This window comes from Streptomyces cupreus, assembly GCF_014257025.1.
Taxonomy (GTDB): Bacteria; Actinomycetota; Actinomycetes; order Streptomycetales; family Streptomycetaceae; genus Streptomyces; species Streptomyces cupreus.
Genome location: NZ_JACMSF010000036.1, coordinates 69541 through 94358 on the forward strand (window position 1 = coordinate 69541; position 24818 = coordinate 94358).

26 protein-coding genes and 1 pseudogene are annotated in these 24818 nt (G+C 67.4%); 13 read left to right on the forward strand and 14 right to left on the reverse strand.

Going from position 1 to position 24818, the window contains the following annotated elements; genetic code table 11:
* The first annotated feature begins 650 nt into the window (after window positions 1-650).
* Genes H4N64_RS28530 through H4N64_RS28540 form a run of 3 tightly spaced genes read left to right on the forward strand, consistent with a single transcriptional unit; the run spans window position 651 to window position 3373 of the window.
* On the forward strand, window positions 651-1619 hold the full coding sequence (locus tag H4N64_RS28530; protein ID WP_186285301.1) for an ABC transporter substrate-binding protein: 969 nt from the start codon (window positions 651-653) through the stop codon (window positions 1617-1619).
* 31 nt (window positions 1620-1650) lie between these two features.
* On the forward strand, window positions 1651-2610 hold the full coding sequence (locus tag H4N64_RS28535; protein ID WP_186285302.1) for an ABC transporter permease subunit: 960 nt from the start codon (window positions 1651-1653) through the stop codon (window positions 2608-2610).
* 1 nt (window position 2611) lies between these two features.
* A complete protein-coding gene (locus H4N64_RS28540; RefSeq protein WP_272491824.1) occupies window positions 2612-3373 on the forward strand; it encodes an amino acid ABC transporter ATP-binding protein in 762 nt (253 codons plus the stop codon).
* A 69-nt stretch (window positions 3374-3442) separates the two neighbouring features.
* Here the strand turns inward: H4N64_RS28540 and H4N64_RS28545 are convergent, their stop codons facing one another.
* Window positions 3443-4201, reverse strand: coding sequence for a class I SAM-dependent methyltransferase (locus tag H4N64_RS28545; RefSeq protein ID WP_186285303.1), 759 nt, complete (start codon window positions 4199-4201; stop codon window positions 3443-3445).
* A gap of 99 nt (window positions 4202-4300) precedes the next feature.
* Here H4N64_RS28545 and H4N64_RS28550 point away from each other — a divergent pair, with 99 nt between their 5' ends.
* The gene (locus tag H4N64_RS28550; protein ID WP_186285304.1) at window positions 4301-4930 is read left to right on the forward strand and encodes an ABATE domain-containing protein; all 630 of its coding nucleotides are present in this window, start codon (window positions 4301-4303) and stop codon (window positions 4928-4930) included.
* Here the strand turns inward: H4N64_RS28550 and sodX are convergent.
* Complete coding sequence (sodX, locus tag H4N64_RS28555; RefSeq protein ID WP_186285326.1) at window positions 4834-5268, reverse strand: nickel-type superoxide dismutase maturation protease; 435 nt, start codon at window positions 5266-5268, stop codon at window positions 4834-4836. The genes H4N64_RS28550 and sodX overlap by 97 nt on opposite strands.
* 145 nt (window positions 5269-5413) lie before the next feature.
* Here sodX and sodN point away from each other — a divergent pair, with 145 nt between their 5' ends.
* A complete protein-coding gene (gene sodN / locus H4N64_RS28560; RefSeq protein ID WP_020123534.1) occupies window positions 5414-5809 on the forward strand; it encodes a superoxide dismutase, Ni in 396 nt (131 codons plus the stop codon).
* Between the two features lie 7 nt (window positions 5810-5816).
* Here the strand turns inward: sodN and H4N64_RS28565 are convergent, their stop codons facing one another.
* Both H4N64_RS28565 and H4N64_RS28570 read right to left on the reverse strand, forming a co-directional pair.
* The gene (locus tag H4N64_RS28565; protein ID WP_186285305.1) at window positions 5817-6971 is read right to left on the reverse strand and encodes a tyrosine-type recombinase/integrase; all 1155 of its coding nucleotides are present in this window, start codon (window positions 6969-6971) and stop codon (window positions 5817-5819) included.
* A gap of 21 nt (window positions 6972-6992) precedes the next feature.
* Window positions 6993-7496, reverse strand: a complete 504-nt coding sequence (locus tag H4N64_RS28570) for a helix-turn-helix domain-containing protein (protein WP_186285306.1) — start codon at window positions 7494-7496, stop codon at window positions 6993-6995.
* A gap of 120 nt (window positions 7497-7616) precedes the next feature.
* On the opposite strand from H4N64_RS28570, the gene H4N64_RS28575 reads away from it, so the two are divergent.
* The 4 genes and pseudogenes from H4N64_RS28575 to H4N64_RS28590 all read left to right on the forward strand — a co-directional run bounded on the left by H4N64_RS28575 (window position 7617) and on the right by H4N64_RS28590 (window position 12178).
* The gene (locus H4N64_RS28575) at window positions 7617-7811 is read left to right on the forward strand and encodes a helix-turn-helix transcriptional regulator (RefSeq protein ID WP_186285307.1); all 195 of its coding nucleotides are present in this window, start codon (window positions 7617-7619) and stop codon (window positions 7809-7811) included.
* Between the two features lie 583 nt (window positions 7812-8394).
* The gene (locus tag H4N64_RS28580) at window positions 8395-9567 is read left to right on the forward strand and encodes a DUF3631 domain-containing protein (protein WP_186285327.1); all 1173 of its coding nucleotides are present in this window, start codon (window positions 8395-8397) and stop codon (window positions 9565-9567) included.
* A gap of 371 nt (window positions 9568-9938) precedes the next feature.
* Window positions 9939-10493: a MobC domain-containing protein gene (locus tag H4N64_RS45620; protein WP_418896299.1), complete on the forward strand. Its 555-nt coding sequence runs from the start codon at window positions 9939-9941 to the stop codon at window positions 10491-10493.
* Window positions 10483-12178 (forward strand): annotated as a pseudogene (locus H4N64_RS28590) (relaxase/mobilization nuclease domain-containing protein). Before H4N64_RS45620 ends, H4N64_RS28590 begins: the two are co-directional and overlap by 11 nt.
* A gap of 65 nt (window positions 12179-12243) precedes the next feature.
* Here H4N64_RS28590 and H4N64_RS28595 read toward each other — a convergent pair.
* From H4N64_RS28595 to H4N64_RS28610, 4 genes are all read right to left on the reverse strand, one after another.
* Window positions 12244-12822: an HAD domain-containing protein gene (locus H4N64_RS28595; RefSeq protein WP_186285309.1), complete on the reverse strand. Its 579-nt coding sequence runs from the start codon at window positions 12820-12822 to the stop codon at window positions 12244-12246.
* A gap of 30 nt (window positions 12823-12852) precedes the next feature.
* On the reverse strand, window positions 12853-13548 hold the full coding sequence (locus H4N64_RS28600) for a methyltransferase domain-containing protein (RefSeq protein ID WP_186285310.1): 696 nt from the start codon (window positions 13546-13548) through the stop codon (window positions 12853-12855).
* Window positions 13549-14460, reverse strand: a complete 912-nt coding sequence (locus H4N64_RS28605; protein ID WP_186285311.1) for a phosphotransferase family protein — start codon at window positions 14458-14460, stop codon at window positions 13549-13551.
* A 77-nt stretch (window positions 14461-14537) separates the two neighbouring features.
* Entirely contained in the window at window positions 14538-15287 is a 750-nt protein-coding gene (locus H4N64_RS28610; protein WP_186285312.1) for a hypothetical protein, read from the reverse strand.
* Window positions 15288-15512: 225 nt separating this feature from the next.
* Between H4N64_RS28610 and H4N64_RS28615 the strand changes: the two genes are divergently transcribed.
* Entirely contained in the window at window positions 15513-16871 is a 1359-nt protein-coding gene (locus tag H4N64_RS28615) for a tetratricopeptide repeat protein (RefSeq protein WP_186285313.1), read from the forward strand.
* Between the two features lie 35 nt (window positions 16872-16906).
* Window positions 16907-17407: an NUDIX domain-containing protein gene (locus H4N64_RS28620; protein WP_186285314.1), complete on the forward strand. Its 501-nt coding sequence runs from the start codon at window positions 16907-16909 to the stop codon at window positions 17405-17407.
* A 59-nt stretch (window positions 17408-17466) separates the two neighbouring features.
* Here H4N64_RS28620 and H4N64_RS28625 read toward each other — a convergent pair whose 3' ends face one another.
* Entirely contained in the window at window positions 17467-18030 is a 564-nt protein-coding gene (locus H4N64_RS28625; protein WP_186285315.1) for a hypothetical protein, read from the reverse strand.
* A 5-nt stretch (window positions 18031-18035) separates the two neighbouring features.
* Complete coding sequence (locus tag H4N64_RS28630; protein WP_186285316.1) at window positions 18036-19292, reverse strand: HEPN-associated N-terminal domain-containing protein; 1257 nt, start codon at window positions 19290-19292, stop codon at window positions 18036-18038.
* Between the two features lie 617 nt (window positions 19293-19909).
* Between H4N64_RS28630 and H4N64_RS28635 the strand changes: the two genes are divergently transcribed.
* On the forward strand, window positions 19910-20932 hold the full coding sequence (locus H4N64_RS28635) for a nucleotide kinase domain-containing protein (protein WP_186285317.1): 1023 nt from the start codon (window positions 19910-19912) through the stop codon (window positions 20930-20932).
* Window positions 20933-20967: 35 nt separating this feature from the next.
* Here the strand turns inward: H4N64_RS28635 and H4N64_RS28640 are convergent, their stop codons facing one another.
* The 4 genes from H4N64_RS28640 to H4N64_RS28655 form a co-directional block, all read right to left on the reverse strand.
* Window positions 20968-21801, reverse strand: a complete 834-nt coding sequence (locus H4N64_RS28640) for a hypothetical protein (protein WP_186285318.1) — start codon at window positions 21799-21801, stop codon at window positions 20968-20970.
* Window positions 21802-21876: 75 nt separating this feature from the next.
* A complete protein-coding gene (locus H4N64_RS28645) occupies window positions 21877-22785 on the reverse strand; it encodes an ImmA/IrrE family metallo-endopeptidase (protein WP_186285319.1) in 909 nt (302 codons plus the stop codon).
* Window positions 22782-23171, reverse strand: coding sequence for a helix-turn-helix domain-containing protein (locus H4N64_RS28650; protein WP_186285320.1), 390 nt, complete (start codon window positions 23169-23171; stop codon window positions 22782-22784). Before H4N64_RS28650 ends, H4N64_RS28645 begins: the two co-directional genes overlap by 4 nt.
* Window positions 23168-23428: an acyl carrier protein gene (locus H4N64_RS28655; protein ID WP_150477331.1), complete on the reverse strand. Its 261-nt coding sequence runs from the start codon at window positions 23426-23428 to the stop codon at window positions 23168-23170. Before H4N64_RS28655 ends, H4N64_RS28650 begins: the two co-directional genes overlap by 4 nt.
* 124 nt (window positions 23429-23552) lie before the next feature.
* On the opposite strand from H4N64_RS28655, the gene H4N64_RS28660 reads away from it, so the two are divergent.
* Complete coding sequence (locus H4N64_RS28660; RefSeq protein WP_186285321.1) at window positions 23553-24428, forward strand: MazG nucleotide pyrophosphohydrolase domain-containing protein; 876 nt, start codon at window positions 23553-23555, stop codon at window positions 24426-24428.
* Window positions 24429-24818 lie beyond the last annotated feature (390 nt).

Below are 24818 nucleotides of genomic sequence, written 5' to 3' on the forward strand. Positions count from 1 at the left end.
TTTGTCTGACCCCTTAAGTATTCATGGTTTGAGGGTGGCCACTCCCAGGTGAGGGGTGGGCGGGCACCGCGCACGGCCCGGTTACCGATACGTACGGTCACGTAAGGGCACATACGCGACGGGCGCGCCGCACACGCGCCCTGAGCCCCGGATGAGGGGTGTAAAGCACCTTCTTACCGGACGCACGGCATCGAGGACGAGTCCAATACGTGCAAGCTCACATGGCGGAACGAAGAACGATCATCGATCACCGCATACCGGTGACATGAATCATGCGGTGTCATACGGACAAGTAGCCGAACGCACTTGACTGGCGCCCGGCCCGCGCTCAAGCGCGTACGGGTGAAACCGTCCGGTCGTCCGCACCCTGAGATGCGCCGAAGATCTTCCGGCCGGAAGGGGAGATTCCCGCAGAAGGTGCGGTCGTGATGTACCAACCTGTTGCGGTTCGGGGGTCACCCGTTATCCGATTTTGACATAGCTGGCCCCCTGAATCGCTGAGTCCGAATGGCAAGATGCCGTAATCACACGAGGTCGCGACACTCGAAGGCGTGTGCTCTCGTCGACCCAAGACCCAAGACATCTGTCGACCCCATCGGCAGGCGTCCGCCCCCATCGGCAACTCCACCCATCCGCCGGAGGAACCCACCATGACCGCACGCACCACCCGTCGTACGACCGCCACGCGCTCCCGGCTGGCAGCGGTCGGCTCGATCGCGGTCGCAGGCGCACTGATTCTCACCGGCTGCGGTGACCAGACCGACAACGGCAGCGACACCTCGGAGTCGAAGGAGACCGGGACGTCGAGCACCGCGCCGCTCTTCTCCAAGCTGCCCAAGAAGATCCAGGACGCGGGCGAGATCCAGGTCGGCACCAACGCCGAGTACGCACCCATGGAGTTCCAGGAGGGCGGCAAGATCGTCGGCGTCGACCCCGACATCGCCGCCGCGCTGGGCGAGAAGCTGGGCGTGGAGTTCAAGTTCACCTCCGGCTCCTTCGACGGCCTGATCACCTCGCTGAACTCCGGTCGCTACGACATCGCGATGTCGTCCATCACGGACAACAAGCAGCGCCAGGAGGGCCTGGACGACAAGGGCAAGAAGCTCGGCCCGGGTGTCGACTTCGTCGACTACTTCGTGGCCGGCACCGCCGTGTACGTCCAGAAGGGCAACCCCAAGAAGATCAACTCGATCGAGGACCTGTGCGGCCAGACGGCCGCCGTGCAGCGCGGCACGACGTACGAGCAGGCGCTGAAGGACCAGTCCAAGAAGTGCACGGACGCCGGCGACAAGGCGATCAAGATCGAGTCGTTCGAGAATGACACCGAGGCCCAGACCCGAGTGAAGTCGGGCGGCGCGGTCGCGGGCGTCAACGACTACCCGGTCGCGATCGACCTGGCCCGCAAGGCCGACGGCGGCAACGCCTTCGAGGTCGTGGGCGAGCAGGTCGACGCCGGTCCGTTCGGCATCGCCGTCAACAAGGACAACAAGCAGCTCACCGAGGCTCTGGAAGCGGCCGTCAACGCGATCATCGAGGACGGCACGTACAAGGAGATCCTGGAGAAGTGGGGCGCCGAGACCGGCGCGATCGACAAGGCCGCGATCAACGGCGGCAAGTGACCGTCCCGAGCACCTTTGAAGGGCAGTCACCGTGACTGACAAGTTCGACAAGGAGCCGGCCGACGCCAAGCCGTCGGCCGCTGTCTCCAAGGAGGGCGGGGACCTCCCGCCCGAGGCGATCAAGGCCATCCCGGTCCGCCACTACGGCCGCTGGGTCAGTGGTGTGGTCGTGCTGGCCCTGGTGGCCCTGCTGGTCAACGCCTTCGCCAGCGCCGAGAAGATCCAGTGGGACGCGGTCGGCGACTACGTGTTCGACGACACGGTCCTCGCCGGCGCCGGCCGCACCCTGCTGATCAGCGTCCTGGCGATGGTCATGGGCGTGGTCCTGGGCGTGATCCTGGCCGTGATGCGCCTGTCCAAGAACCCGGTGACAAGCTGGGTGGCCTGGGTCTACATCTGGTTCTTCCGCGGTACGCCGGTCTATGTCCAGCTCCTGCTCTGGTTCAACCTGGCGCTGATCTTCCCGACGCTGAATCTCGGTCCGATCTACAAGGACGAGATGGTCGACGTCATGACCCCGTTCATGGCCGCCCTGCTGGGCCTCGGCCTGAACGAGGCCGCGTACATGGCGGAGATCTGCCGCGCCGGTCTGATGGCCGTCGACGAGGGCCAGACCGAGGCCTCGCACGCGCTCGGCATGAGCCACGCGAAGACCCTGCGCCGTATCGTGATCCCGCAGGCGATGCGGGTGATCGTGCCGCCCACCGGCAACGAGTTCATCAATATGCTGAAGACGTCGTCGCTGGTGTACGCGGTGACGTACAACGAACTGCTGCGCGCCACCTCCACGATCGGCTCCACGTCGTACGCCGTGATGGAGATGCTGTTCGTGGCGTGCATCTGGTACCTGGTCATGACCAGCGTGTTCAGCGTCTTCCAGTACTACCTGGAGCGCCGCTACGCCCGTGGTTCGCTGCGTCAGCTGCCGCCGACGCCGTGGCAGAAGATCAAGGCGAACATGCTCGGCCTGGGCAGCGAGAGGGGCAAGTGAGATGACCGCCATGGTGAAGGCCGAGGGCGTCCACAAGTCCTTCGGCGCCGTGCAGGTCCTCAAGGGCATCGACCTGGAGGTGCAGACCGGCGAGGTGTTCTGCCTCATCGGCCCCTCCGGCTCCGGCAAGTCCACCTTCCTCCGGTGCATCAACCACCTGGAGAAGATCAACGCCGGTCGGCTCTACGTCGATGGTGAGCTGGTCGGCTACCGCCAGAAGGGCGACAAGCTGTACGAGCTCAAGGACAGCGAGGTCGCGCAGCAGCGCCGGGACATCGGCATGGTGTTCCAGCGGTTCAACCTGTTCCCGCACATGACGGCCGTCGAGAACGTCATGGAGGCGCCGATCCAGGTCAAGGGCGCGAGCAAGGCCCGGGCCCGGGAGCGGGCGCGGGAGCTGCTGGAGAAGGTCGGCCTCGGCGACAAGGCCGGCAACTACCCCTCGCAGCTCTCCGGCGGCCAGCAGCAGCGGGTGGCGATCGCCCGTGCGCTGGCGATGGACCCGAAGCTGATGCTGTTCGACGAGCCGACCTCGGCCCTGGACCCGGAGTTGGTCGGTGACGTCCTCGACGTCATGCGCGACCTCGCCGAGTCCGGTATGACGATGGTCGTCGTCACCCACGAGATGGGCTTCGCCCGCGAGGTGGGCGACAACCTCGTCTTCATGGACGGCGGTGTGGTCGTCGAGTCCGGCAACCCGCGCGACGTCCTGACGGACCCGCAGCACGAGCGCACGAAGGCGTTCTTGTCGAAGGTCCTGTGACACGGGCATGAGAAGGGGCGGTACGGGATTCCCGTACCGCCCCTTTTCCGTGCGCGGGCGCCCGGTGGGCTACTTCAGCGCCAGCAACAGCGTGTCCGACGGCGAGCACCACACCGGCCGCGCCTCGGCGAACCCCTTCTCGCGCAGCACGCGCGCGTGCCACTGGGCGGAGGGCGTGTCGCCGTCGGCGTGCTCGCCGTAGATCTCGAAGCGGCGGGCCGTCGGCTCGGCGAGGACCGGGTCCTTGGCGGCGACCTGCCACCACTCGGCCCAGTCCAGGGCGCCATCGCTCCTGGCCCGATCCATGCGCGCGTGCCGCTGCGCCCGCTCGGCCGCGTTGATCCGGGGCGTCGTGTCGTCGATCATGTGGTCCGCGTTCATGAAGACACCACCGTCGCGGACCAGACCCGCGACCTGACCGTAGAGGGCCGCGAGGGGTTCACTGTGCAGCCAGTGCAGGGCCGTGGCGGTCAGGACGGCGTCGTACGACTCGTGCGGCAGCTTCGCCGGCCAGTCCGGGTCCTTGAGGTCGGCGGTGACGAGGGAGACCCGCTCGTCGCCCGCGAAGGTGCCCTCGGCGATGGCGAGCAGGGCCGGGTCGAGGTCGACGCCGGTGCTGGTGGCGCCGGGGAGGCGGGCGAGCAGACGGGCGGTGATGGAGCCGGTGCCGCAGGCCAGGTCGAGCACCCGGGGCTCGGGCCCGACGAGCGCCTCGACCATGTCGAGCATGATCCGGAAGCGCTCCTCCCGGTCGGGCATGTACCACTCCTGCTGCCGGTCCCAGCTCTCCTGCCAGGCGTGCCAGTCGGTTCCGGTACTGGTCGTCATGGGAGCCCCCTCTTCGGACGTACTCGTAATACCCTGGAAGCACGACCGTCTGTTACCCGACCGCAGCACGACCATAGAACGCCTCCGTAAGGACTACAAGTGGAACTGGCCTATTACTCGGACTACGCGGTACGTCTCGTCAACAGCGAGGACCCCGCCCGGGGCAAGGACACGCTGACGTCCGTCGAGGCCGTCCGCCATCTGTTCGGCGTCAGCAAGGACGCGGCCCGGCGCGCCACCGAAGCCGACGTCAGCCGCTTCCGCTCGGTCCGCGCACGGCTGAGGGCGGTGTTCGAGGCCGCGGACGAGGGCGATGAGACCCTGGCGGTCAACCTGCTGAACTCACTGCTGCTGGAGTTCCCGGTCAGCCCGCAGATCTCCGGGCACGACTTCCGGGACGACGACGGCCGCCCGCTGTGGCACATGCACCTCGCCGACCACCCCTCGAACGCGACCGCGGGCTACGCGGCCATCGCGGCGATGGGCCTGGCCTTCCATCTGACGGAGTACGGCGTGGACCGGCTCGGCCTGTGCGAGGCAGCGCCGTGCCGCAACGCCTACCTCGACACCTCGACCAACCGCTCCCGGCGCTACTGCTCCGACCGCTGCGCCACCCGCGCGAACGTGGCCGCCTACCGGGCCCGCAAACGCCTGGAGGCGGACCGGTCGGACAGCACGGGCCGCACCGCGGACAGCGCCCAGAGCACCAGCGCCAACGGCGAGCGCTGATCCGTCCTGCGCGGCCGGAAACGGGCCCGCACCTTGCCCAGCACCAGCTCCGCCGGGACCGTCCCGTAGTCGGTGCTGTCCCCGCCCGCGTACGCGTTGTCCCCGAGCACCCACCAGCCGCCCTCGCGGCGCTCCGCGGCCCGCTTGACGACCAGCAGGTCCTGCTGGAACGGATGACGCAGAACGACCACGTCACCGGGCCGGATGCGGGCACCGTAGTGCACCAGCAGCCGGTCCCCGTGGTTCAGCGTGGGCACCATCGACGGCCCGGTCACCTCGGCCGGCCCGAAGGGCAGCAACGGCCGCCCGCGCTCGGTCTCCTGCGACAGTTCCGGCATCACCGGCACCTCCCCGGTCCTATCCTCCACCAGTCTCAGTCTGACCCTGGACTTTTGTCCTAAGCCCATGGGGGCACTCGCGAAAACCCGTCCCCCAGGGAGTAATGTCCCACCTGAGAAGACGATCACGAGGAAGGAATGCTCCATGCTTTCCCGCCTGTTTGCCCCCAAGGTGAAGGTCAGCGCGCACTGCGACCTGCCCTGCGGTGTGTACGACCCTGCCCAGGCCCGCATCGAGGCGGAGTCGGTCAAGGCCGTGCAGGAGAAGATGGCCGCCAACGACGACCCGCACTTCCAGGCGCGTGCGACCGTCATCAAGGAGCAGCGCGCCGAGCTCGCCAAGCACCACGTGTCGGTCCTGTGGAGCGACTACTTCAAGCCCCCGCACTTCGAGAAGTACCCGGAGCTGCACCAGCTGGTCAACGACGCCCTGAAGGCCCTGTCGGCCGCGAAGGCGTCCACCGACCCGGCCACCGGCCAGAAGGCGCTGGACTACATCGCCCAGATCGACAAGATCTTCTGGGAGACCAAGAAGGCTTGATCTATGGCTAGGCCGTTTGACCTGCGGTTTCGCGGGTCGCATCGCCTACCTGTCCGCACCCGGTCTGCAGGCCGCCGAGAACGGCGTCCATGACGGAGCGGGTGCGGTCTTCTTCGCCCGGCCACAGGTGGGCGTAGATCCGCAGCGTAATAACGGCGGATGCGTGGCCCAGGACGAGTTGGACCTGCTTGACGCTCGCTCCGCCGGCGATGAGGGCGGAGGCGTAGAAGTGGCGCAGGTCGTGGGTCACCATGTGCGGCAGTTCGACGGGCTTGCGGCCCTCGTGCTCGGCCGCCTTGTTCTCCGCCGCCTGGAGCGCCTTGCGGGCGCAGTTCCATTCGGTCTTCCAACGGCGGTAGTTGAGGGGCTCGCCCTCCTCCATCGTGAACAGCCACTCCTTGGAGGGACGTGCAGCGAGGTGCGTGAGGAGGGCGTCGGTGACGACTTCGCCGACCGGGACGGTACGCCGGGACTTTGCGGTCTTCGGCGGGCCGATCTTCCCGGACTGGAGTCGCTGGCGCTCGACCCGGATGGTGCCCGCCTTGAAGTCGACGTCCGACACCTTGAGGCCGAGCAACTCGCCTATTCGCAAGCCCGATCCGGCGAGGGTAACGATCGCCGCACGGATGTACGGCGGCATCACACGGGCCATGGCCTCGACCTGCGCGACCGTGGGCGGGGTGACCTCCTCGTCCGGCGTGGGCGGGAGGGTGATCCGGCGGCACGGGCTGGAGGCGATGACCTTGTCCTCGACGGCCGCGGCCATGAGGCGTACGAGGACGTCGTAGACGTTGCGCACGCTGCCGGGGCCGAGCAGCTCCGACAGGCTCTTGAAGAGCACCTGAAGGTCGTTACGGCGTATCGCTGCCATGGCTCGGGAGCCGAGCGCCGGGACGAGGTGGAGCCGGAGCGCGTTGTCGGTGATGCGCTCGCCCGCCTCGCTGGCGATGAGTGACTCCTCCCACTTCTTCGCGTACTTCTCGAAGGTGATCCGTCCGGCCTGCGGGTCGACGTACTGGCCGGTGACGATGCTGGCCGTGACCTCGTCGAGCCAGCGCTGGGCGTCGAGCTTGCGGTCGAAGTGACGGGCGTGCTCCTTGCCGTCGAGGTCGCGGTAGCGGGCCCGCCATTTGCCGTTGGGGCGCTTCTGGATGTTGGCCAAGTGGCTTCTCCCTTGGGTTGGTTATCGGTGGTAGCCGCCGCCCTCGATGTGCTCGGTGAGGGTGCGGGCGTCGCGCTCGTCGCCCATGAGGCGAAGGCACTGCTCATGGATGGCTCGTGAGCTGTCGGGGTGGGCCTGGATGTACTCGGCGATGCCGACGACGGCGTGGTGCAGCCGGTCCTCGGCGTCGCGTGTCTCGTAGTACGCCTCGACGGCTTCCTGGACGAGCCGTCTGCTGTCGAGGTCCAGCCCTTCCAGAGGCGGGGACATCAGCTCTTCGAGGGGCAGCTCGAAGACGCGGGCGAAGGCGAGGGCTTCGTCGACGTTGATACGGCGGCGCGGGGTGCCGTTCTCGATGCGCCAGACCGCGGTCTGGTTCATCTTGACGCCGGCCTTGGACACCCGGTCCGCCAGCTCGATCGTGCTCCATCCCCTGACCTCGCGCTCCAGCGCCACCCGGGCGGCGATGTTGCCTTCGCTGTAGAGCAGCGGCACCTCACCGCCGTCGACCTTGTCGCCTGTCATCGGGCCTCCATCCTGACCATCACTTTCCCAATTGAAACATACGCTTGCCGATTTGGATGACCGGCGATCGTCGGGTACAACCTATGCAGACCGGATTGCCACCTAGTCGATTGGGAATGCATGCGATACCTGACCACCGCCGAAGTCGCCGAGCGCTACCGCACAGCGGAGAGCACCGTCCGCTACTGGCGCCAGATCGAGAAGGGGCCGCGCAGCATCAAGATCGGCAAGCGGGTGCTGTACCCCGAGGCCGAACTGCTGCGGTACGAGCAGGCGCTGATCGACGGCCGAGACGAGTGGGGTCTGGCCTCCTGAGCCGTCGGCGCCGGACACGGCAACGGCCCTCGGCGCGCCAACGCCGAGGGCCGGAGAGTCCCCCGCACACCGCCCATCCCTGAACGAACAAGCCGACGAGGGGCTGAACCTTGCCCGTCCTGCCCCTCGTCTGAGAGGAACGTCTATGGAGGACTCTACGTCCCCCACCAACCCGAACACGGTCCCCAAGGTCAGCTGGCCCGAGGTCGCGGTCCCCGGCCAAGGCGTCCCGGGACGCCGCGGGGAGGAGCATTCTGCTGCTGCGGTGTCAGGGGACCGTCCCCGCGATGCATCCAGTCCCCGGTCGGCGCGAGCCACGGTCCCCATACCCACATCCGTTGGAAACGTGCAGGTCAGCGGCATCGGAGCGCCAACGGGGACCGGTCCCCAAGACTCTGGAGCTGCACCAGGGGACCGCACTGGGGACCGGAACAACGGCCCTCACCTGTCGCCGGGGACCGACGTCCCCGTGGAGCGGGCCGAGCAACAAGAGCTCTCGGCCATCGATGGCGGGACACGCGCCGGAGGCCATGAAGGCGCCGGTGCTCAGGTAGCCGCTGACGGAGTCGCGCTGCTGGACGGGTTGCGGGCAGCGATCGGCCGGTACGTGGTGCTGCCCAGCGAGGAGGCGCTGACCGCGGTCACCCTGTGGGTGGCGGCCACGCACATCCAGACGGCTCTGCAGCACGCGCCGCGTCTTGCGGTGGTGAGCCCGACGAAGGGCTGCGGCAAGTCCCGGGTTCTGGACGTGCTCCACGAGACCGTGCACCAGCCGATGATGACGGTGAACACCTCCCCGGCGGTCATCTTCCGCATCATCGGCAAGAACCCGCCCACCCTGCTGGTGGACGAGGCGGACACCATCTTCGGCCCCAAGGCGAGTGGTGACAGTGAGATCCTGCGCGGCCTGCTGAATGCCGGGCACCAGCGCAACCGGCCCGCCTGGCGGATCTCCGGTCCGGACCACAAACCGACTCCGTTCCCCACCTTCGCCATGGCCGCCATCGCGGGGATCGGTGACCTGCCGGACACGGTCATGGACCGGGCGGTCGTGCTGCGGATGCCGAAGCGCAAGCCGGGCGAGAAGGTCACCCCTTTCCGCTCCCGGTATTCGGTGCCCGAACTCAACGCGCTGCGTGATCAGCTGGCTGCCTGGCTGGGCCCGCTGCGCGGGCAGGCTGCCCGCAAGGTGCCGCAGATGCCGGTGGAGGACCGGGCGGCGGACACCTGGGAGCCGCTGGTCATCATCGCCGACCTGGCCGGCGGCCACTGGCCCGCCGAGGCTCGCGCTGCCTGCCTGGCCATGACCCGCCACGAGGCGGTCCAGGACGAGCAGAGCAGCCTCAAGACGCGGCTGCTGCGCGACATCCATCGCATCTTCGCGCAGGCGGACAATCCCGAGGCCCTGGCCACCCAGGATCTGGTCGCCGCTCTGATCCAGGACGCCGAGGCCCCGTGGGCGGAGCACGGCACCAAAGGGCTGAACGCCTACCACCTGAGCAACCTGCTGCGGGACTTCAACATCAGCCCGGCCAACTACCGGTTCGACAAGGGCAGGCAGGCCAAGGCGTACATGCGCAATCGGTTCCTGGATGCCTGGGCCCGCAACTGCCCCGACCTCGTCGAGGCGGCACCCGAGCCCGAACGCGGCGCTGCCCCTGCCCGCGTGGCCCAGGGCAGGCCGCCCGCCGCCCCGGCGGGGACGCTGCCTGTCGGCCCGCCCGGTGGCCCCGCCGGACTCAAGCGCGCTCTCTGATCCCACCGGGGTCCGTATCACCGCGTCGCATCCGTCCCCGTGCAGGTCAGCGCGGGGACGGACTCTCTCGCCGGGACGGAGTTCTCCGTACCTGCCCGCGTGTCCGTCCCCGCGCTGACCAGGCATGCGACGGATGCGACGGACGTGACACAGCCCCATCCCCTCTGCACCGGAGCACCACCATGCACACCGAGAACGACACGAACCCCATTTCCTCCCGCCGCTGGGGTTGGTTCGGGCGTGACCGACGAACAGCAGCAAGCTGGAGCGAACGAGCCCCTAATGGGGCTTCGTCCGCGCTTGCCCCCGCCCCTGGGGTGGCGGAGGAAGAGGGGGCCGGGCGCCAGCGGGCGCCCGAGCCTGGGGAAGGGGTGAACGAGCCCTGCACCACGCCTGCCGCCGACGGCGCCAAGCAGCCCGTCGCCGACTCCGTCACCCCACACGCCGAGCCGTCCGCCAATCCGCAAACTCCCGCCGCCGTTGAGCAGCCCTCGTGGCGTGAGCCCGACGCCCCCGTGCTGCCCTCGCGGATGAACCGCAAGCGCACCACTGAGAAGCGCGACCAGGAGAAGAAGATCCGCTTCACCCCGACCGCGGTCCGCCTCATCGACGCCGAGGCCAGGCGGCGCCGTCAGAAGTTCGCCGGCTTCGTCGGTGACGCCGCCCTGGCCGTCGCGCTCGGCAAGGCGGGAATGGCCGGCAGTCCGGAGGACGACCCCATCCGCCCGCTGGTGGAGGCCATCGAAGCGCACACAAAAGCGTTGAACCGGATCGGCACTAACCTCAACCAGATCACGGCAGCCATCCACTCCGGCGCGATACCCGAGCGCACCGAGGCCGTCCTCGACCGCATCGAGCAGGCCGCCCAGGCCAGTTACGCCCTGATGGACCGGCTCCTGGCGGAAGGGGCCGGTCATGGTGCCTGACGTCTCCACCGGCTCCAGCACACTCGGCCTGATCAACTACCTCTTCGGCAAGGGGCGACGCGACGAGCACACGGACCCCCACATCGTGGCTGCCTGGGACATGGCCGGCGCCCCCGACCCCGGCCGCGACCCCACCGCCACCTACACCCAGCTCGCCCGGCGCCTGGACCACCACGTCGACCTGCGCACCCGTGAACTCGGCGGAAAGAAGCCGCCGCAGCACGTGTGGCACTGCCCCGTACGCACCGCGCCCGGCGACCGCTACCTCACCGACGCCGAGTGGGCCGAGGTCGCCCGCCGCGTCGTCGCCGCCACGGGCATCGCCCCCGAGGGCGACGAGCGGGAATGCCGATGGATCGCGGTCCGGCACGCCGACGACCACATCCACATCCTCGCGACCACCGTCCGTGCCGACGGCCGTCGCCCCCGCACGAACCGGGAAGGCTGGCGGGCACAGCGCGAATGCCGCAAGATCGAGGCCGAGTTCGGGCTGCGCCGCCTCAAGTCCGGCGACCTCACCGCCCCGCGCACCCCCACCGGCGCCGAGCGCGCGAAGGCCGAGCGCCAAGACCGGGATGAGACCGCGCGGGAGTGGCTGCGCGAGCAGGCGTACGCGGTCGCCGCCGCCGTACGCAGCATCGACGAGTATTTCACCGTGCTGCGCTCCCTCGGCATCCAGGTCAGGCCGCGCATCGGCCCCGAGACCGGCGAGGTGACCGGCTACAGCCTGGCCGCGCCCGGCGACACCGCCCGAGGCGAGCCGGTCTGGTACGGCGGCTCAAAGCTCGCCCCTGACCTGTCCTACGACCGTCTCTGCGAACGCCTTCCCACCCAGGACCTGGCCGACCGCCCTCAGCAGGTGGCAGACCCGGCCGAACCGTGGCACCGCGCCGAAACCGCCATCCGCGACGCCCACTCCGTCCTCGACTCGGGCGACGACGCCGTGGCCCAGGGTCACCTGGATGCCTTCGGTGACGCCCTCCACAACCTGGCCCTTGCCACCCAGGGCGAGCACCGGGCCGAACTGCAAGCAGCGGCAAGGGCGTTCAACCGCGCCCGCCGCTCAGCAATCCGGGCCGACCACCAGGCAGCCACCGCCCTCCGGGAAGCCGCCAAGGAACTCGCCTATGCCACACACGATCCGGGCGGACTCGCCATCGCCCTGATCTTCGCCGCGCTCCACGTGGCGCACGCCGCCGCCAAGTGGCATGAGCAGCGCCGGCCACGAGCAGCAGGCCGCAGCGGCCGAAGAAGCCTTCCGCCACCTGCAGGCCGGTTACCAGCAGTCCGCCCAGCCAGTCCTGGCGGATCTCACCCGTCGGGCACCCAGCGCCACAACCTCCAGCCGCTTCGAGCAGGATCTGCGCGCAGTCCTCCCCGACCACGCCGACCGCATCCTCGCCGATCCCGCCTGGCCGGCCCTTACCACGACCCTCGCCCGCGCCGAGTCCGTCGGCCACAACCCCCGCCGCCTCCTGTCCGAGGTCGGCGCCCGGAGGGAACTCGACAGTGCCGAGCATCCCGCCGAGGTCCTCAACTGGCGCATCACCGCTCAACCGAACAGGCGCGCTCAGGCAGCACGTAGGCAAAGCACCATCAGCGGCACGACGTCCATGTCCGCCGCTCCACGTCCTCCGGCCACACCAGTGAACATGGCGCCCGAAGAACGTGGTCGGCACCGCTGAACCCGGTCGGATGCCCTCGCCATACGGCGCGGCGGGGGCATCGACTGTTCTGCCACGGCTTCGCGTCAGGCTGCTTCGGTTCCGCTTGGAGCAGCGGGTGCACCAGTCCGCACGGCGAGCAGCCGCCCGGACCACGCTCGGGCTTCGGCCAGGTGTTCAGCCTGCAGCCCGACACGGGGATCAGGCTGTACCAGCAAGGTCGCCGCGCCACGGGCGGTGCGCTCCGCGGCCCAGGAGTGGTCGAGGTCAGTGAAGTCGTCGTCAATCCACACAGCGGGGGCGTCAGCCAGCCACGCGTCGACGTAGTCGCGTTTCCACAGGTAGCCATTGGGGTGGCTTGTTGTGATCTTGGGGCGCGGGAGATCGACGTGCGGCAGGGGTGGGAGACCGAGGAGCGGTCCGATCAGAGTGGCGGCGTCCTGGCGCCAACTGGTGCACCAGACTGGCGTGACCATGCCGGTACGGATCACTTCCATGAGCATGGGGCCATGGGCGGGGTTGAGCCAGATGGTGACCGGGGCGTCGGCGCTGCGGCCAGTGGGGACGACGTCGTGGCGGGCGTGGGTGGCTGGGGTCGAGCCCTCCGCGTCGGGGAAAGGTATGAGGACGCCGTCGATGTCGAGGAGCAGGTAGGGCGGGCGCATCGGATTCTCCCAGGGGAGCCGGGGTGAGGGTCAGAGTTTGCGCGCGGTGATCAGCAGGGTGGTGGGCCAACAGCCTCCGTGGCGGGCGTCGTGGAACTCCTTGGCCGAGGTCAGCCAGAGGCCAGCGCGGTCGAGGTGTTTCTCCCAGCGGTCGGCGTCGAAGTCCCAGCGGGCGAGGGGCAGTCGGGTGCGGTCGGGGAGGGTGACGTACTCGCGGCGCGGCCGGTCGTCGGTGGCCGGGCAGAGGCCGCCGCGTTGCGGGTGGGGAACGGAGAAGGCGAGAGTGCGGCCGGGCTTGAGGTGCTGGGCGATGGCCGGGAGTAGGAGTTCGGGGGCGACGAGCCCGATGGCACCGAAGACGGAGTAAACCGCGTCGAATTGCTCGTCTGAGGCTTGCAGGTAGTACAGAGCGTGGCCCGCCACGAAGGTGAGGCTGTTCAGCCGGCCGTAGTGCGAGCGGGCTCGACGGACCTGCAGGCCGACGAGGTCGACGCCGGTGACCTGGGCACCGTAGCGGGTGGCGAGGTGGGCGGCGTTGTGGCCGGGGCCGCAGCCGAGTTCCAGCAGCCGCTTGCGCCGCAGGTCCGGGCCGAGAATCTCGGCGCCGGGCCCGGTGCCCGGCCGCGTGGTCCACTCCATCCGCGCGGGGACCGAGAGTGGCTCGGCAGGGTTTGCCGTGGTGCGTTGTAGGGCGTGGACGTACCAGGGGGAAGCGTGGGCGAGCACCTAGACCTCCAGGAAGTGGAGGACGTCGGTGAGGTGGCGGCGTACGGCCTTGATGTAGGCGGGGTCGGTGGCCGGGTCGTTGATCCAGCGGATGGACTGCTCCATGAACCACTCGACTGCCCACATGCGATGCCAGCCCAGGGCCCAATTCTCGGCGGTGAGCCCGCCACGCTGGGTGAGGGCGTCGGGGGTGCCGCCGGCGGTGACGTATTGCTCCAGGAAGACCCGCAGGCGTACGGGGTCGGGGGCGTCGACAGTGCCGTGCCAGCTGGCGAGGTCGAGCAGGCCGGGGCCGGTGAAGGCGCGGGCGAAGTCCAGCAGCCGCCAGCCGTGCCGGCCGATGTGGAGGCTGGTGGGGTGGAACTCGGAGTGCACCCAGCCGAACGGAGCCACCGTCGTACCAGCCGAGCGTGTCTCGGCGGCCTGGGCGATCCGATCGAGCGCGTCCTCGACGTCGTCCGCCTCCTGCCACCGGTCGGCCTTGCGGAGTCGGGCGAGGTGCTCCAGGGCCCGATCCGGCAGCGTGCGGAGGCGGGCCTGGTCGAGCACGGGCAGGGCGGGAGCAGTGCGAGTGCCGTGCAGGACCACGGCCGCGGCGGTGCCGTCAAGGTCGTCGGCGTCGCGGACGGCGGGGTCGAGGTCCTCCATGAGCATGCCGAGCCAGCCGTCCAGGACCGCAGAGGCGTGGAGCTGCGGGACGGGAACGCCGAGCGTGTGCGCCAAACGGAGAGCTTGATCCTCGCTGTCGAAGGGCCGCTTCGCGTACTTGAAGATCGCGGCGGTGGAGTCGGCGAAGGTAAGGCGCTCGACACCGGACATGGACCACACGCGCACCTCCTCGCGCACGGCGGTGGTGCGGCCGGCCATGGTGAGCAGGTTGTCGAGGAGTTCGGCGCTGGGGTTCGCGGTCACGTGGGGGCTCCAAGGAGGTTGAGGGCGTCCAGGGCGGGCGAGAGGTGCCAGCCCGCCCCGGAGCTTGGTGTGCGGTGTTACGCGGCTGGGCTCACGCGGTGGGCGTAGACCTGCTCGATCCATCCGGCCTTGAAGGCCGCGAGGTCGTCACGGAAGGTGGCCATCGACGCACCGTAGGGCGCGACGACGCCACCGGTCTGGTCCGGCACGGACTGGCAGCCGTGCACAAGTCGGCCACCAAGGGCGGCGTGGGCCTTGATGGATTCGATGCGGCGGTGCTCGTTGAACCAGCCGCCGTGGTAAACCTCGTCGAGCATGCCGCCCATCTCGTCGCTCAGGTCGAAGACGACGGAGGTGGCGGCGGGGAAGAACCAGCACGGGCCGACGTTGGAGATGTGCCCGTCCAGCTCCACCTTGTTCAGCGCCATCAGCGTGGCCGCCTCGCGCAGCATCCGCAGATGCTCGGCGGTGATCTGCGGCAGGCCGAGGCCAGCGAGGTGCTCGTCGCGGAAGAGGTACGCGTACACCGCGTGGGCGGTGGACAGCACGTGGGCGGCGTCCGAGGTGGACTCGGCGTGGGCCTTGATGAAGTCCAGTGCGAGCTGCTCGACGGCGCTCTCAGTGCTCTCCTGCACCTCCAGGAGCTGGGACTTGACCAGCTCCCAGTCGGCGACGAGCCAGGAGCTGGACTCGAAGCGGAAGAAGTACTCGGCCGGGTCGATGGTGATGCGCCGGCCGTCGACCTGGATGCCGGGCAAGCGGCTCCAGCGCTCGTCGAACGCCTCGGGCAGCTCGACCGTGATGGCCTTGGTGTCGATGGTGGTCACCGTGTCTCCGTCTCTGATCGGCCGGGTTCGGGCACAGGAATGCCCGAACCCGGTGTAGGTGTACGGAACTTCGGGGGCCGCCCGGCCGAAGGGGGGAGCCTGGTCGCGGTGTCGGACCGGGGCCGGGCGGCTGATGATTAGTGAACCCTCCGTCACGCACAGTGGGTACGGTGAGAGGCAGTTGAAGCGGTATACGCGGTTTACAGCTCCTGAGCGGAGGCGATCGTGGCAGCAGCGCCGAGAGGTCCCAACTCCCGCCTGCGTGACGTCATCGAGGCGATCGGCTGCACCTACGAGGCTCTGGCGAAGGACATCCGGCGTATCGCGGCCGAGAACGGCGAGATCCTCCAGACCAACAAGTCGGCCGTCTCCCACTGGGCCAACGGCACACGTCGGCCGACCGGACGGACCGGCCAGTACCTCGCTGAGGCGCTGTCCCGCCGGATAGGCCGCCCCATCACTCCGGTCGAGATCGGCCTTCGAGCACCCGAAACTGCGGTGGCGCAGGAGCCCGATCCGGTTCTGGCCGCAACCGATCTCGGCCGTGCCGACGTCGAACGCCGCCGCTTCCTTGCCGCGGCTGCCTTTACTACGGCCGGCGTGGCCATGCCTCTCGTCTACGACCACGAGGTCACCGCCCGCATGCTGCGGGCCCGCACCGGCAGCTCGCTGGTCGGGATCGAGGACGTGGAGGTCGTACGGCAGATCACCGCAGCCTTCAGTGCGGCTGACGAACGCCTCGGCGGCGGCCATGGCCTGACCACCGTCACCGCCTACCTCGCCGACACCGCCGCTCCCATGCTCCGCGGACGCTTCCCGAACGAAGCCCTACGGCAAGCGGCCTTCGGTGCCGTCGCCGAACTCGCGTACCTTGCTGGGTGGAAGCACCACGACCTCGGCCAGGAAGGTGCAGCACAGCGCTACTACCAGGTCGGCTACCAACTCGCCTGCGAAGCCGACCCGCGCGGCCACGCCGCCTGGATGATGCGCGCCCTCGCCCACCAATCCCTTAGCCTCAAACAGCCCCACCACTGCGTCGACCTCGTCGAAGGAGCCCTCACCCGCGGCCTGGGCCACGTCGACGGCCAGACCGAGGCGCTACTGCACATCACCCACGCCCGCGCATACGCTGCGGTCGGCGCGAAGCCAGCAGCAGCCCGCGCCCTGCTCGCCGCCGAAGACGCCCTCCTGCGCGACGACGGTCCCCAGCCCAGCTACTCCCGCGTCAGCGGCCCGGCCGCCGGCACCGTTGCCAGCCACACCGCCCGCACCCTGACCGACCTCGCCGACCACGTCGGCACCGAGCAACAACACCGCGACGCCCTGGTGCGCTGGGACCCCGAGAAGTACAAGCGCGTCCACGCCCTCACGCACGCCGACCTCGGCGACAGCCTCGCCGCCCAGGCCCGCGCCGATGAGGCCGTCGCCGCGTGGTCACAGGCTCTGACGCTGATGGAGGGCATGACGTCCGACCGTACGCGCAAAGCGATCACCTCGCTCCGCTCCACCCTGTCCGTCTACCAGCGTCGCAAAGTGCCTGGGGCCGCCGAACTCGCCCGCCGCGCACGCGAAGCGCTGGCCTAAGCTGCCACCATCCGGCCGACGAAGGGACACCAGCCGTGGCTCAGCGGACAACTGACGACCAGCCCAAAGCCCTGCCGCCCGCCCTCGAATCCATGACCCTGCTGGTCGCCGCCGTCATCGTCCACGACAAGGCCACCAACCGGGTCGTCCTCCTCCAGCGCAGCCAGAATGCCAAGTTCGCCCAGGGCATGTGGGATCTCCCTGTCGGCAAGAGCGAAGCCGGCGAGCCCATCACAGAGACGGCAGTGCGGGAGCTGTACGAGGAGACCGGTCTGGCCGTGAAGCCGGAAGCCCTGAAGGTCGCCCACATCATCCACGGCGCCTGGGGCGTGGAGGCCCCCAACGGCTTCCTCACCGTCGTCTTCACCGCCCACGAATGGACCGGCGAACCCGAAAACCGCGAACCACGCAAACACTCCCAGGTCTGCTGGGTCGATGCCGCCGCCATCCCCGCGAAGTTCGTGGACACCACCGCCAGCGCCCTCCACCGCTACCTCGCGGGCGGTCCGGAAGTCTCCCTCGACGGCTGGCAGTAGGAACGCCGAGGCCCTCATGGGCTGCGGGTGTGAAGTTCCTCCTCCACTTTTATGCGACCTTACGGAGCGATTCCCAGATCGCGTCGCATAACGGCTCTCATTTCACTCAGAAAGTCCCACGATCTCACGCGTCGAGCTTCAGCTGCTTCAATCGTTTCGTCTGCGTTTGCAGTGCCAAGGTCAATGCTCTTCAAGATTCCGTAGAACTTCCCGAGGTTCCCGTTGACAGCGCCAGCCGCTTCAAGCACAGAGTCAGGCACCACCATCTGGGCTTCAGCATGACGAGATCTGTGCTCTCGTCGCATTTCGTCTACATCGGCACGTATCTCATCGGTCACGGCACCAGCACGAATGGCAACAAGGTAGTTAGTTAGTGCTGTCTGATATAAACGGGCGGCGATGTTGAGCGCGACATAGCAGGAACGCCGGGCCTCTATTCCTGCTTGCTCGGCTTGGTAGGCACGGTCTTCTCTGCGCTGCTCGTCGACCCTTTCAAGTTCTCGCATCTTGCTGCTATTGGCACTGCGTTGGGTGAGGAGCGCCGAAGCGAGCGTGCCCGCGATACCCACCAAGGCAATGACCAGAGCGCTTGTTGACGGACTCAAAATCCCCCCGAAAGTCACCCCGACTATGCGAACGGATTGTCGTTGGCCGGCGGCATCGACTCGTAGTCTCGCTTAATCTTGAAAGTGCTCAGCGATGCAGCATCCATCTTCAGGTGGAGCTTGTCCTGTGCGAAGCGCTCGATCTCGTCGTCCCGGTCGATGCATCGCTTGTTGGGGACGTCGAGCACGATGCAGGTCTCGCCTGTCACGGCAGACGTGTACATCAAGCCGCTTACGTCACCTTCCGCGCGCTCGTGCACTTTGAGGAGGTACTCCACCAAGATCTGAGTGGGCACGTAGTCGATTTGTTCGTAGCTCTCCCGGATCGGCTTAGTCAGATCCTTGACAAAGTCCCTGAGGAACAAGATTCGGTGTCGCTCGGTAAACCGTTCGACATCGAACTCGGAGGGCACCTCGGGGATCTTACTTCCAGTCAGATCGACCACGGTGAAAGGTTGTGTTGTCTGGAACGCAGCAACACTGACGTGTGTGTCAGAGGTTCGGACGAGGCTTTCTCTGACCGCAGTGTCTGCGTCTTCGGCACCATAGAACATGGGGATGCCAGCCGGGCTCATGCGGTTCGCTTGCTTCGCATGCTCACGTCCGGCCGTTCCTAGATCCTTTGCCCCCCAGGAAGCTCCAGCACCCGTACACGTACGGGCTCGCCAGAAGATCTTGCCTACTTCAATGGTGCGGTACAGCGCGTGCTTATCTACGTACTCACCGAGGGCTTGCAGCACCTTGGCTGGGTGGACACCGTCGGCGTCGTAATCCTGGCCTTGCCAGTCCCTGCGAAGCCAGAAGACATAGCGAGATTCATACATGACGGCTTCGCGGAACCGATCCCAGCCAGCACTAAGAGCTTCACTTGGCGTAGAATGCCAGAAATCGTTATCGGTCCATGTTCTTTCGATAATGGACTCGCACACGGCCTCTTGGAATTCTGGTTCAACGAAGATGTCCCCGTATTCCTCGGTGACCAGTTCCGCCGTGCTGAAGGTGTTGCCTAGGTACTCGCCCGTTTCCGAGTCGTAGCGGTGCTCGTTATCGGCATCCTCGTAACGACGTGTGACCCCATTCATGAATGCTTCGATGAAGACGTCTAGCTCAGCAGCCGGGCTTTCATCGCAGAAGCTGCATGCCTTCTCGGGCGAGGATGCCTCTCTGACCTTGCTTGCCAGGAAGGGCTCAGCAACACACTGCTCACACACCCACTGGTCTCCGCCGGCGTACCAACCGCGGTCTTGAGCTTCCATCCAGTGCCGCTTGGCAAGCCCCATGTGGTCCCCCGTCGATTTGCAGGTTTGCGTGTTACTTCGCAGCGGTCGCTTCAGGTTCAGAGGCGGAGAGCCCCCCGCACCAGCTCGGCAGCGTCGAGCTGCAAGGCGTCGGCAATCTTGAGGGTAACGCCCTACCAGGACACCTCAACAAGATCCTGTTACGAGCTCTGGGGTCGCTTCTATGGACGGAGTTTCTCCGTGGCCGTGTCCGGGGGTTGACGCGCGTCGTTGGTGACGGCGGATCCCTCACCGCGTAGTGGGCCAGGGCCCCTGTCACGGCTAGAGACTCGCCGAGGCCCAGGACGCCGGACTGTGGGCCACTGCTCAGCCCCAGAGCGATTGGCCTCATCCAGGGAATCGCTGCCCAGCGTGCGGTAGGCCCGCATGACGCCGGCGACGAACTCGGGTGACAGATCGGCATGGACCACGAGGGCCGCGAGTAGATGAGAGCGGTTGACGTTCTCGCCAGCGGCGAGTCCTGCTGCGACCAGTTGGTCAAGGCGCTCGTTGACGGCATCTGGCCATGCGATGAGGGTATTGCGGCGTTCTGCGCGCCACAGCAGTTCCATCCTGCGCCCTCTCTGGCAGCTCATCTAGATTCAATATATATTGTGCCCATGGTCACCACGTTGCAAGCCCGACCACAGATCCACCAGGCGGAAGACTGCGATCCGCCTGCCACCGTGCGGATCTCCGGGCGCGTGCTGAAGCCCACGCCGGTGTTCGACACTTATTGGCGGTTCGCGGCTGCACGGCACCAGGTGTATCTGGCGCGCCTAGGGGAGGTCTCGGCGCCGGCAGTACCGGACCCCGTGCTCGTCCAGCACAGGTTCACCAATTGCTTCCGGGCCGCTGATCGGGTCAGCCAGTACCTGATCAGCCAGGTGTCATATCGCGGCGACCAAACGTGGCAAGAAGTGTTCTTCCGCACGTTGTTGTTCAAGGTCTTCAACAAGGTTCAGACCTGGCAGTTGCTCGAAGAGCACCTGGGTGAGATCACCTGGCAGGGCTACGACTACAGGGCCGTGGACCAGGTGCTGTCACGGGCGTTCGCGTCGGGTACACGCCTGTATTCCGCCGCCTACATCACGCCGCCGCCGCATCTGGGGGAGCAGCGCAAGCATCGTAATCACCTGCGCCTGGTCGAAATGTTGATGGAACAGGGGGCCCCCGAGCAGGTGCAAGAGGCTGCCTCGATGCGCGAGGCATACCAGGTGCTGTTGGGCTTTCCGGCGCTCGGCCCGTTCCTTGCGTACCAGTATCTGATCGACCTCAACTATGCGGCCGGGCTGTCGTTCTCCGAGATGGACTTCGTCGTCCCCGGGCCGGGTGCCCGCGATGGCATCCGGAAGTGCTTCGGCGCCAACGCGAGCGGCATCGAGGCCGAGGTGATCCGCTACATGGCGGACAACCAGGAGGAGCACTTCGCTCGCCTCGGCCTCACCTTCAGGGGACTGCGCGGGCGCCCCTTGCAGCTGATTGACTGTCAGAACCTGTTCTGCGAGGTCGACAAGTACGCGCGTGTGGTCCACCCGGACATCGCGGGCATCAGTGGCCGCAGCCGCATCAAGCAGCTGTACCGTCCCGACAGTGCCCCTCTGACCGCCTGGTTCCCGCCCAAGTGGGGCATCAACCCGTAAGTTTTTTCAGGTCGGTTGACGGATGCCCGTGCCGTTCAGGCGGCCAGCCGGGCCTGGCCTCGCAGTACCGGCCGCAGGGCCGTGATGTCGCCCTCGATCTGGGCGTGCCCGGCGATTACCGTCAGCGCGCCGGGGCGCACCTCGGCGTGCTCTGCCAGGTAGGCCAGAAGCCGCCCCAGACCCAGGTAGTTACCGTAGGCGCGGGCCACCATGTAGTGGCTGCGGTAGAGGGCCACGGCGTGCAGGACCCGGTTGCGGTCCAGCTGGAACGAGCAGTGGCTCAGACACGGAAAGCCGCGCAACCCGTTGTCCTTCCCGGCGGCGTGTACCGGCGTGGCCCAGGTGTCTGTGTCCGTGTCGGTATCGTGGTCGTCACCTGTGAGGTCGGGAGCGGCCGGGTCGTCGGGATGAGCGATGTCCATCTCGTACGCCGCAGTCATCGGTCCCCTGCCCGCAGCCTGGCGGCGTATCCGATCAATGAGCGCGGTCAGCTGGTCCACAGGACCATGCTCCCCCGGGTAGGCCACGATGCGTCCGAAGTAGGTGCCGGTCGCATTTCCACGGTCGATGCGGCACAGCCTCGGATACATAGCCCGGTACCGGCGCACCAACTCTTCCGGGGTGCGGGAGACGGCCGCGAGTTCGGCGGGGAAGAGTGTGTTGGCCACCGTTTCGATCAGCGCATAGCCCCGCTCCTCGCGCATTTGGTCGAACTCGGCTCGCACCTGCGGATCCTCTGCCGCAGCGTTGCCGATGCGAACCAAGGTGTGCAGGGCGTCTCGCTTCGGATTGCCGGGTACGTCGAGTTTCCGACATGCCTCTTGCCAGGCAAGCGAAGTGTTGGCCTTGTCAACGATAAAGAGGGACATCTCCGTGCTCCTGACGTTAGAGGTGTACCAGTGGGGAGCTGCGCGAGGGAGAACGACTAGAAGAGGAGGCGTAGATCAGGCGGGCCACAGGCTCTGGACCCCGACGCGTGGGGCCTGGCGCTCCAGGGTGAAGGCCAGTAGTTCGGAGGCCCCTGGGATGTACACGGTGGCCGAGGCGGTTCCGATGAACGCATCGATGACCTCAGCAGATCCTGAGGCGGGGGCATCGCCCAGGGAGAGCTGACCAGGCGCCTCTTCGGGGACTTGCAGTGCCGGCGACAGGTACTCGAATTTCGCCCCGGTGTTGCCGAGGATCACGAGGTCGCTGGCATCCACCCGCACGGTGGAGCCGTGTGCACTGGTGGTGATCAGGTGAACGTGGGCCTTCCCGGGGACCGGGCCGCCCGCAAGGTCCGCCTTGATGGAGGCGGGCTTGACCCGCAGCCATTCGGTCTTCTCCGTCCGGGACAGCAGCCGCAGCCGGTGCAGGTGGTTCACTGTCCCGGCGTACGAGGTGCCCAGGATGCGGGCGATCCGATAGGCGTGCTCCGGGACCAGCGGACGACGCACCCCGATCTGGGCCAGCGCGGTCTGGATGGCAGGCAGGGGCATGAGGAACCAGGCCGCGAACGCCTCCGCCACCTTTTCCTCGTCCGGCCAGGACCCATCCCCCCACGTGCGGGCACGGTCCAGCTCCTCGTCCAGTGCCGTGCCGTGCCCGGCCCGGTGGTGCCCCAACTCATGTGCTGCGGTGTGCCGTTGGGCCACGATGTCCAGGTTGGCGTTGAGTAGCACGGCGGGCCCGTTGTCCCGAGGTGCGGCGTACACCCCGAACAGTCGTGGCATGGGCCGCGCCATCCCGACGACGTCGGCACGCTGAAGTGCGCCGTACACGTCCACGTACCCGTTGCGGTCGATGGCCAGGTCGCGGTGTGCTTTTACCGCCTCCATCGCGGCGACCTTGTGGGCCACGTCCCAGTTCACTCCCCGCGCTCCTGCTCCTGCTCGCCAGCCCGCCGGAACTTCAAGAACTCGGCGAAGCTGAGCACCTCCTCCCAGTCGCCGTCGGTCAAGCCGACGAGGGCGCGCGGCAGCCCGGCCAGCGCGTGCTCCCCCAGGTCTGCCTCCTCCTCCTTGGCGAGGAAGTAGGACACCGGCCGCATGTACAGGCGCGCGAGCTTCTTCAGCTCAAGGCTGTCTACCCGGCGTGAGCCGCGCTCGATGTCACTGACCGCCGATCGGGGGATGCCGGTCATGTCGGAGACATGCTGCTGCGACATGCCCAGGTAGTCGCGGGTGTTGCGAAGGCGCTCTCCAAGCAGTTCGAGCTCAGGGTCGCGGCCGCGGAGTGCGGCAGGTTCGGGGGTCATGACTTACGCCTTTCGTTGATCACGTTCAAGATGGTGGTGGCGAAGGTGCGCACCGACCGGGTGGAGCGAGCCGCCTCCTCGTCTGCGGGGACGCTGATGCCGTAGCGCTCCTCAATGCGGGTCAAGATCTCGACGATGAGGATGGAGTCGACGGGCAGTTCCTCGCCGGCCTCCTCCAGTTCCATCCGCAGCTCATCGGGTTCTCGGTCCTGTAGTTCGGCCAGGAACTCCACGACCACGGTGACGATGTCCTCCATGGACGGCTCGATCGTGTTCAGGAGACTCTCCCGTCTGTCTGATTTTCCAGCATCGCTGCTCTACTATACGACACGGGGTCGGGATTCCCGACCTGCATGCTGGATTTTCCGACGGGAGGAAGTTGTGGACCTCAACCGCTACCAGCAAGCCGCCATCAAGACCCTCCAAGAGCCCGCGCCAGGGACTGACCCCATCGTGGTGCCCCTGCTCGGCCTCACCGGCGAGGTCGGCTCCCTCGCCACCGCCTACAAGAAGCGCCTGCGTGACGGGCCCGGCCTCGCCTCAGGGAAGCAGCACCTGCGCGAAGAACTTGGCGACGTCCTGTGGTACGTCGCCGCTCTCGCCCACCGCTTCGACCTCGACCTCGAAGATGTCGCCGCCGCCAACCTCGTCAAGATCAGCGACCGGTGGCGCACCACCCCTGACGCCGATCGCATCACCTTCGACGCCCACTTCCCCGAGGCCGAGCGGCTCCCACGGCAGGCCACCCTCACCTTCACCCTCCAGCAGCGCGACCGCGACGGGCGTACCGTCGCCGTCCTGACCCACAACGGCGTCCCCTGCGGAGACCCGCTGACCGACGCATCCCACATCGACGACGACTACCGATTCCACGACATCTTCCATCTCGCCCACGCCACCGTCCTGGGCTGGTCACCCGTCTCCCGCTTCCTGCTGCGCTGCAAGCGCAAGAGCGACCCCAAGACCGACGAGGCCGAGGACGGCGGCCGTGCCATCGCCATCGAGGAGGGCATCTCGGCCCTCGTCTTCTCCTACGCGGCCCGCCACGGGTTCTTCGAGAACGTCCGCCACATCGACCACGAACTCATCAAGACCATCGCCTCCATGACTTCCCACCTTGAAGTCAGCGTTCTGCGCTCCGCCGACTGGGAGCAGGCGATCATGACGGGATACGACGCCTGGCGGAAGCTCCGCGCCCAAGGCGGCGGAACCGTACACCTGGATCTCGACGAGCAGACCCTGACGGTTGAGTCGTAGCACAAGGCGCTGCTGGATCCCAGGGCGAAGACCTCCGCGGTGACCTACCGCTACCCCACGGGGAACGATCACTCGATTCACGAGAAGTGATCTTCAAGGCACTGAGTCGCGCCTTATCAGACCCACTCGTGAACCGACTCGATTGCCCCCTGCGCCCGGTCCGCACCCAGTCCGCAAGACACCCGCTCAAGACCGTCGCACCCCATCGCCACCAATCACCAAAAGACCAGGTCAGCGACCCACAGGAAAGATCCCCGCAGGTCACCGACCCGGCCCATTACTAGGAGACCAAGAAGGCCTGATCCAGGACCTGTTCGGATCGCCGCGACCGGCGGTCGGTGCACCATCGCAGGTCGACGGGCATCCCCGAAGGGGCCCGGCCGTATCACT

Coding starts and splice junctions, on each gene's coding strand:
- H4N64_RS28575 (WP_186285307.1), top strand. CDS start 7,617: ATGCGATACCTGACCACCGCCGAAGTCGCCGAGCGCTACCGCACAGCG.
- H4N64_RS28640 (WP_186285318.1), bottom strand. CDS start 21,801: ATGTCCCTCTTTATCGTTGACAAGGCCAACACTTCGCTTGCCTGGCAA.
- sodX (WP_186285326.1), bottom strand. CDS start 5,268: ATGCCGGAACTGTCGCAGGAGACCGAGCGCGGGCGGCCGTTGCTGCCC.
- H4N64_RS28530 (WP_186285301.1), top strand. CDS start 651: ATGACCGCACGCACCACCCGTCGTACGACCGCCACGCGCTCCCGGCTG.
- H4N64_RS28545 (WP_186285303.1), bottom strand. CDS start 4,201: ATGACGACCAGTACCGGAACCGACTGGCACGCCTGGCAGGAGAGCTGG.
- sodN (WP_020123534.1), top strand. CDS start 5,414: ATGCTTTCCCGCCTGTTTGCCCCCAAGGTGAAGGTCAGCGCGCACTGC.
- H4N64_RS28650 (WP_186285320.1), bottom strand. CDS start 23,171: ATGACCCCCGAACCTGCCGCACTCCGCGGCCGCGACCCTGAGCTCGAA.
- H4N64_RS28540 (WP_272491824.1), top strand. CDS start 2,612: ATGACCGCCATGGTGAAGGCCGAGGGCGTCCACAAGTCCTTCGGCGCC.
- H4N64_RS28630 (WP_186285316.1), bottom strand. CDS start 19,292: ATGGGGCTTGCCAAGCGGCACTGGATGGAAGCTCAAGACCGCGGTTGG.
- H4N64_RS28655 (WP_150477331.1), bottom strand. CDS start 23,428: ATGGAGGACATCGTCACCGTGGTCGTGGAGTTCCTGGCCGAACTACAG.
- H4N64_RS28595 (WP_186285309.1), bottom strand. CDS start 12,822: ATGCGCCCGCCCTACCTGCTCCTCGACATCGACGGCGTCCTCATACCT.
- H4N64_RS28570 (WP_186285306.1), bottom strand. CDS start 7,496: ATGACAGGCGACAAGGTCGACGGCGGTGAGGTGCCGCTGCTCTACAGC.
- H4N64_RS28635 (WP_186285317.1), top strand. CDS start 19,910: ATGGTCACCACGTTGCAAGCCCGACCACAGATCCACCAGGCGGAAGAC.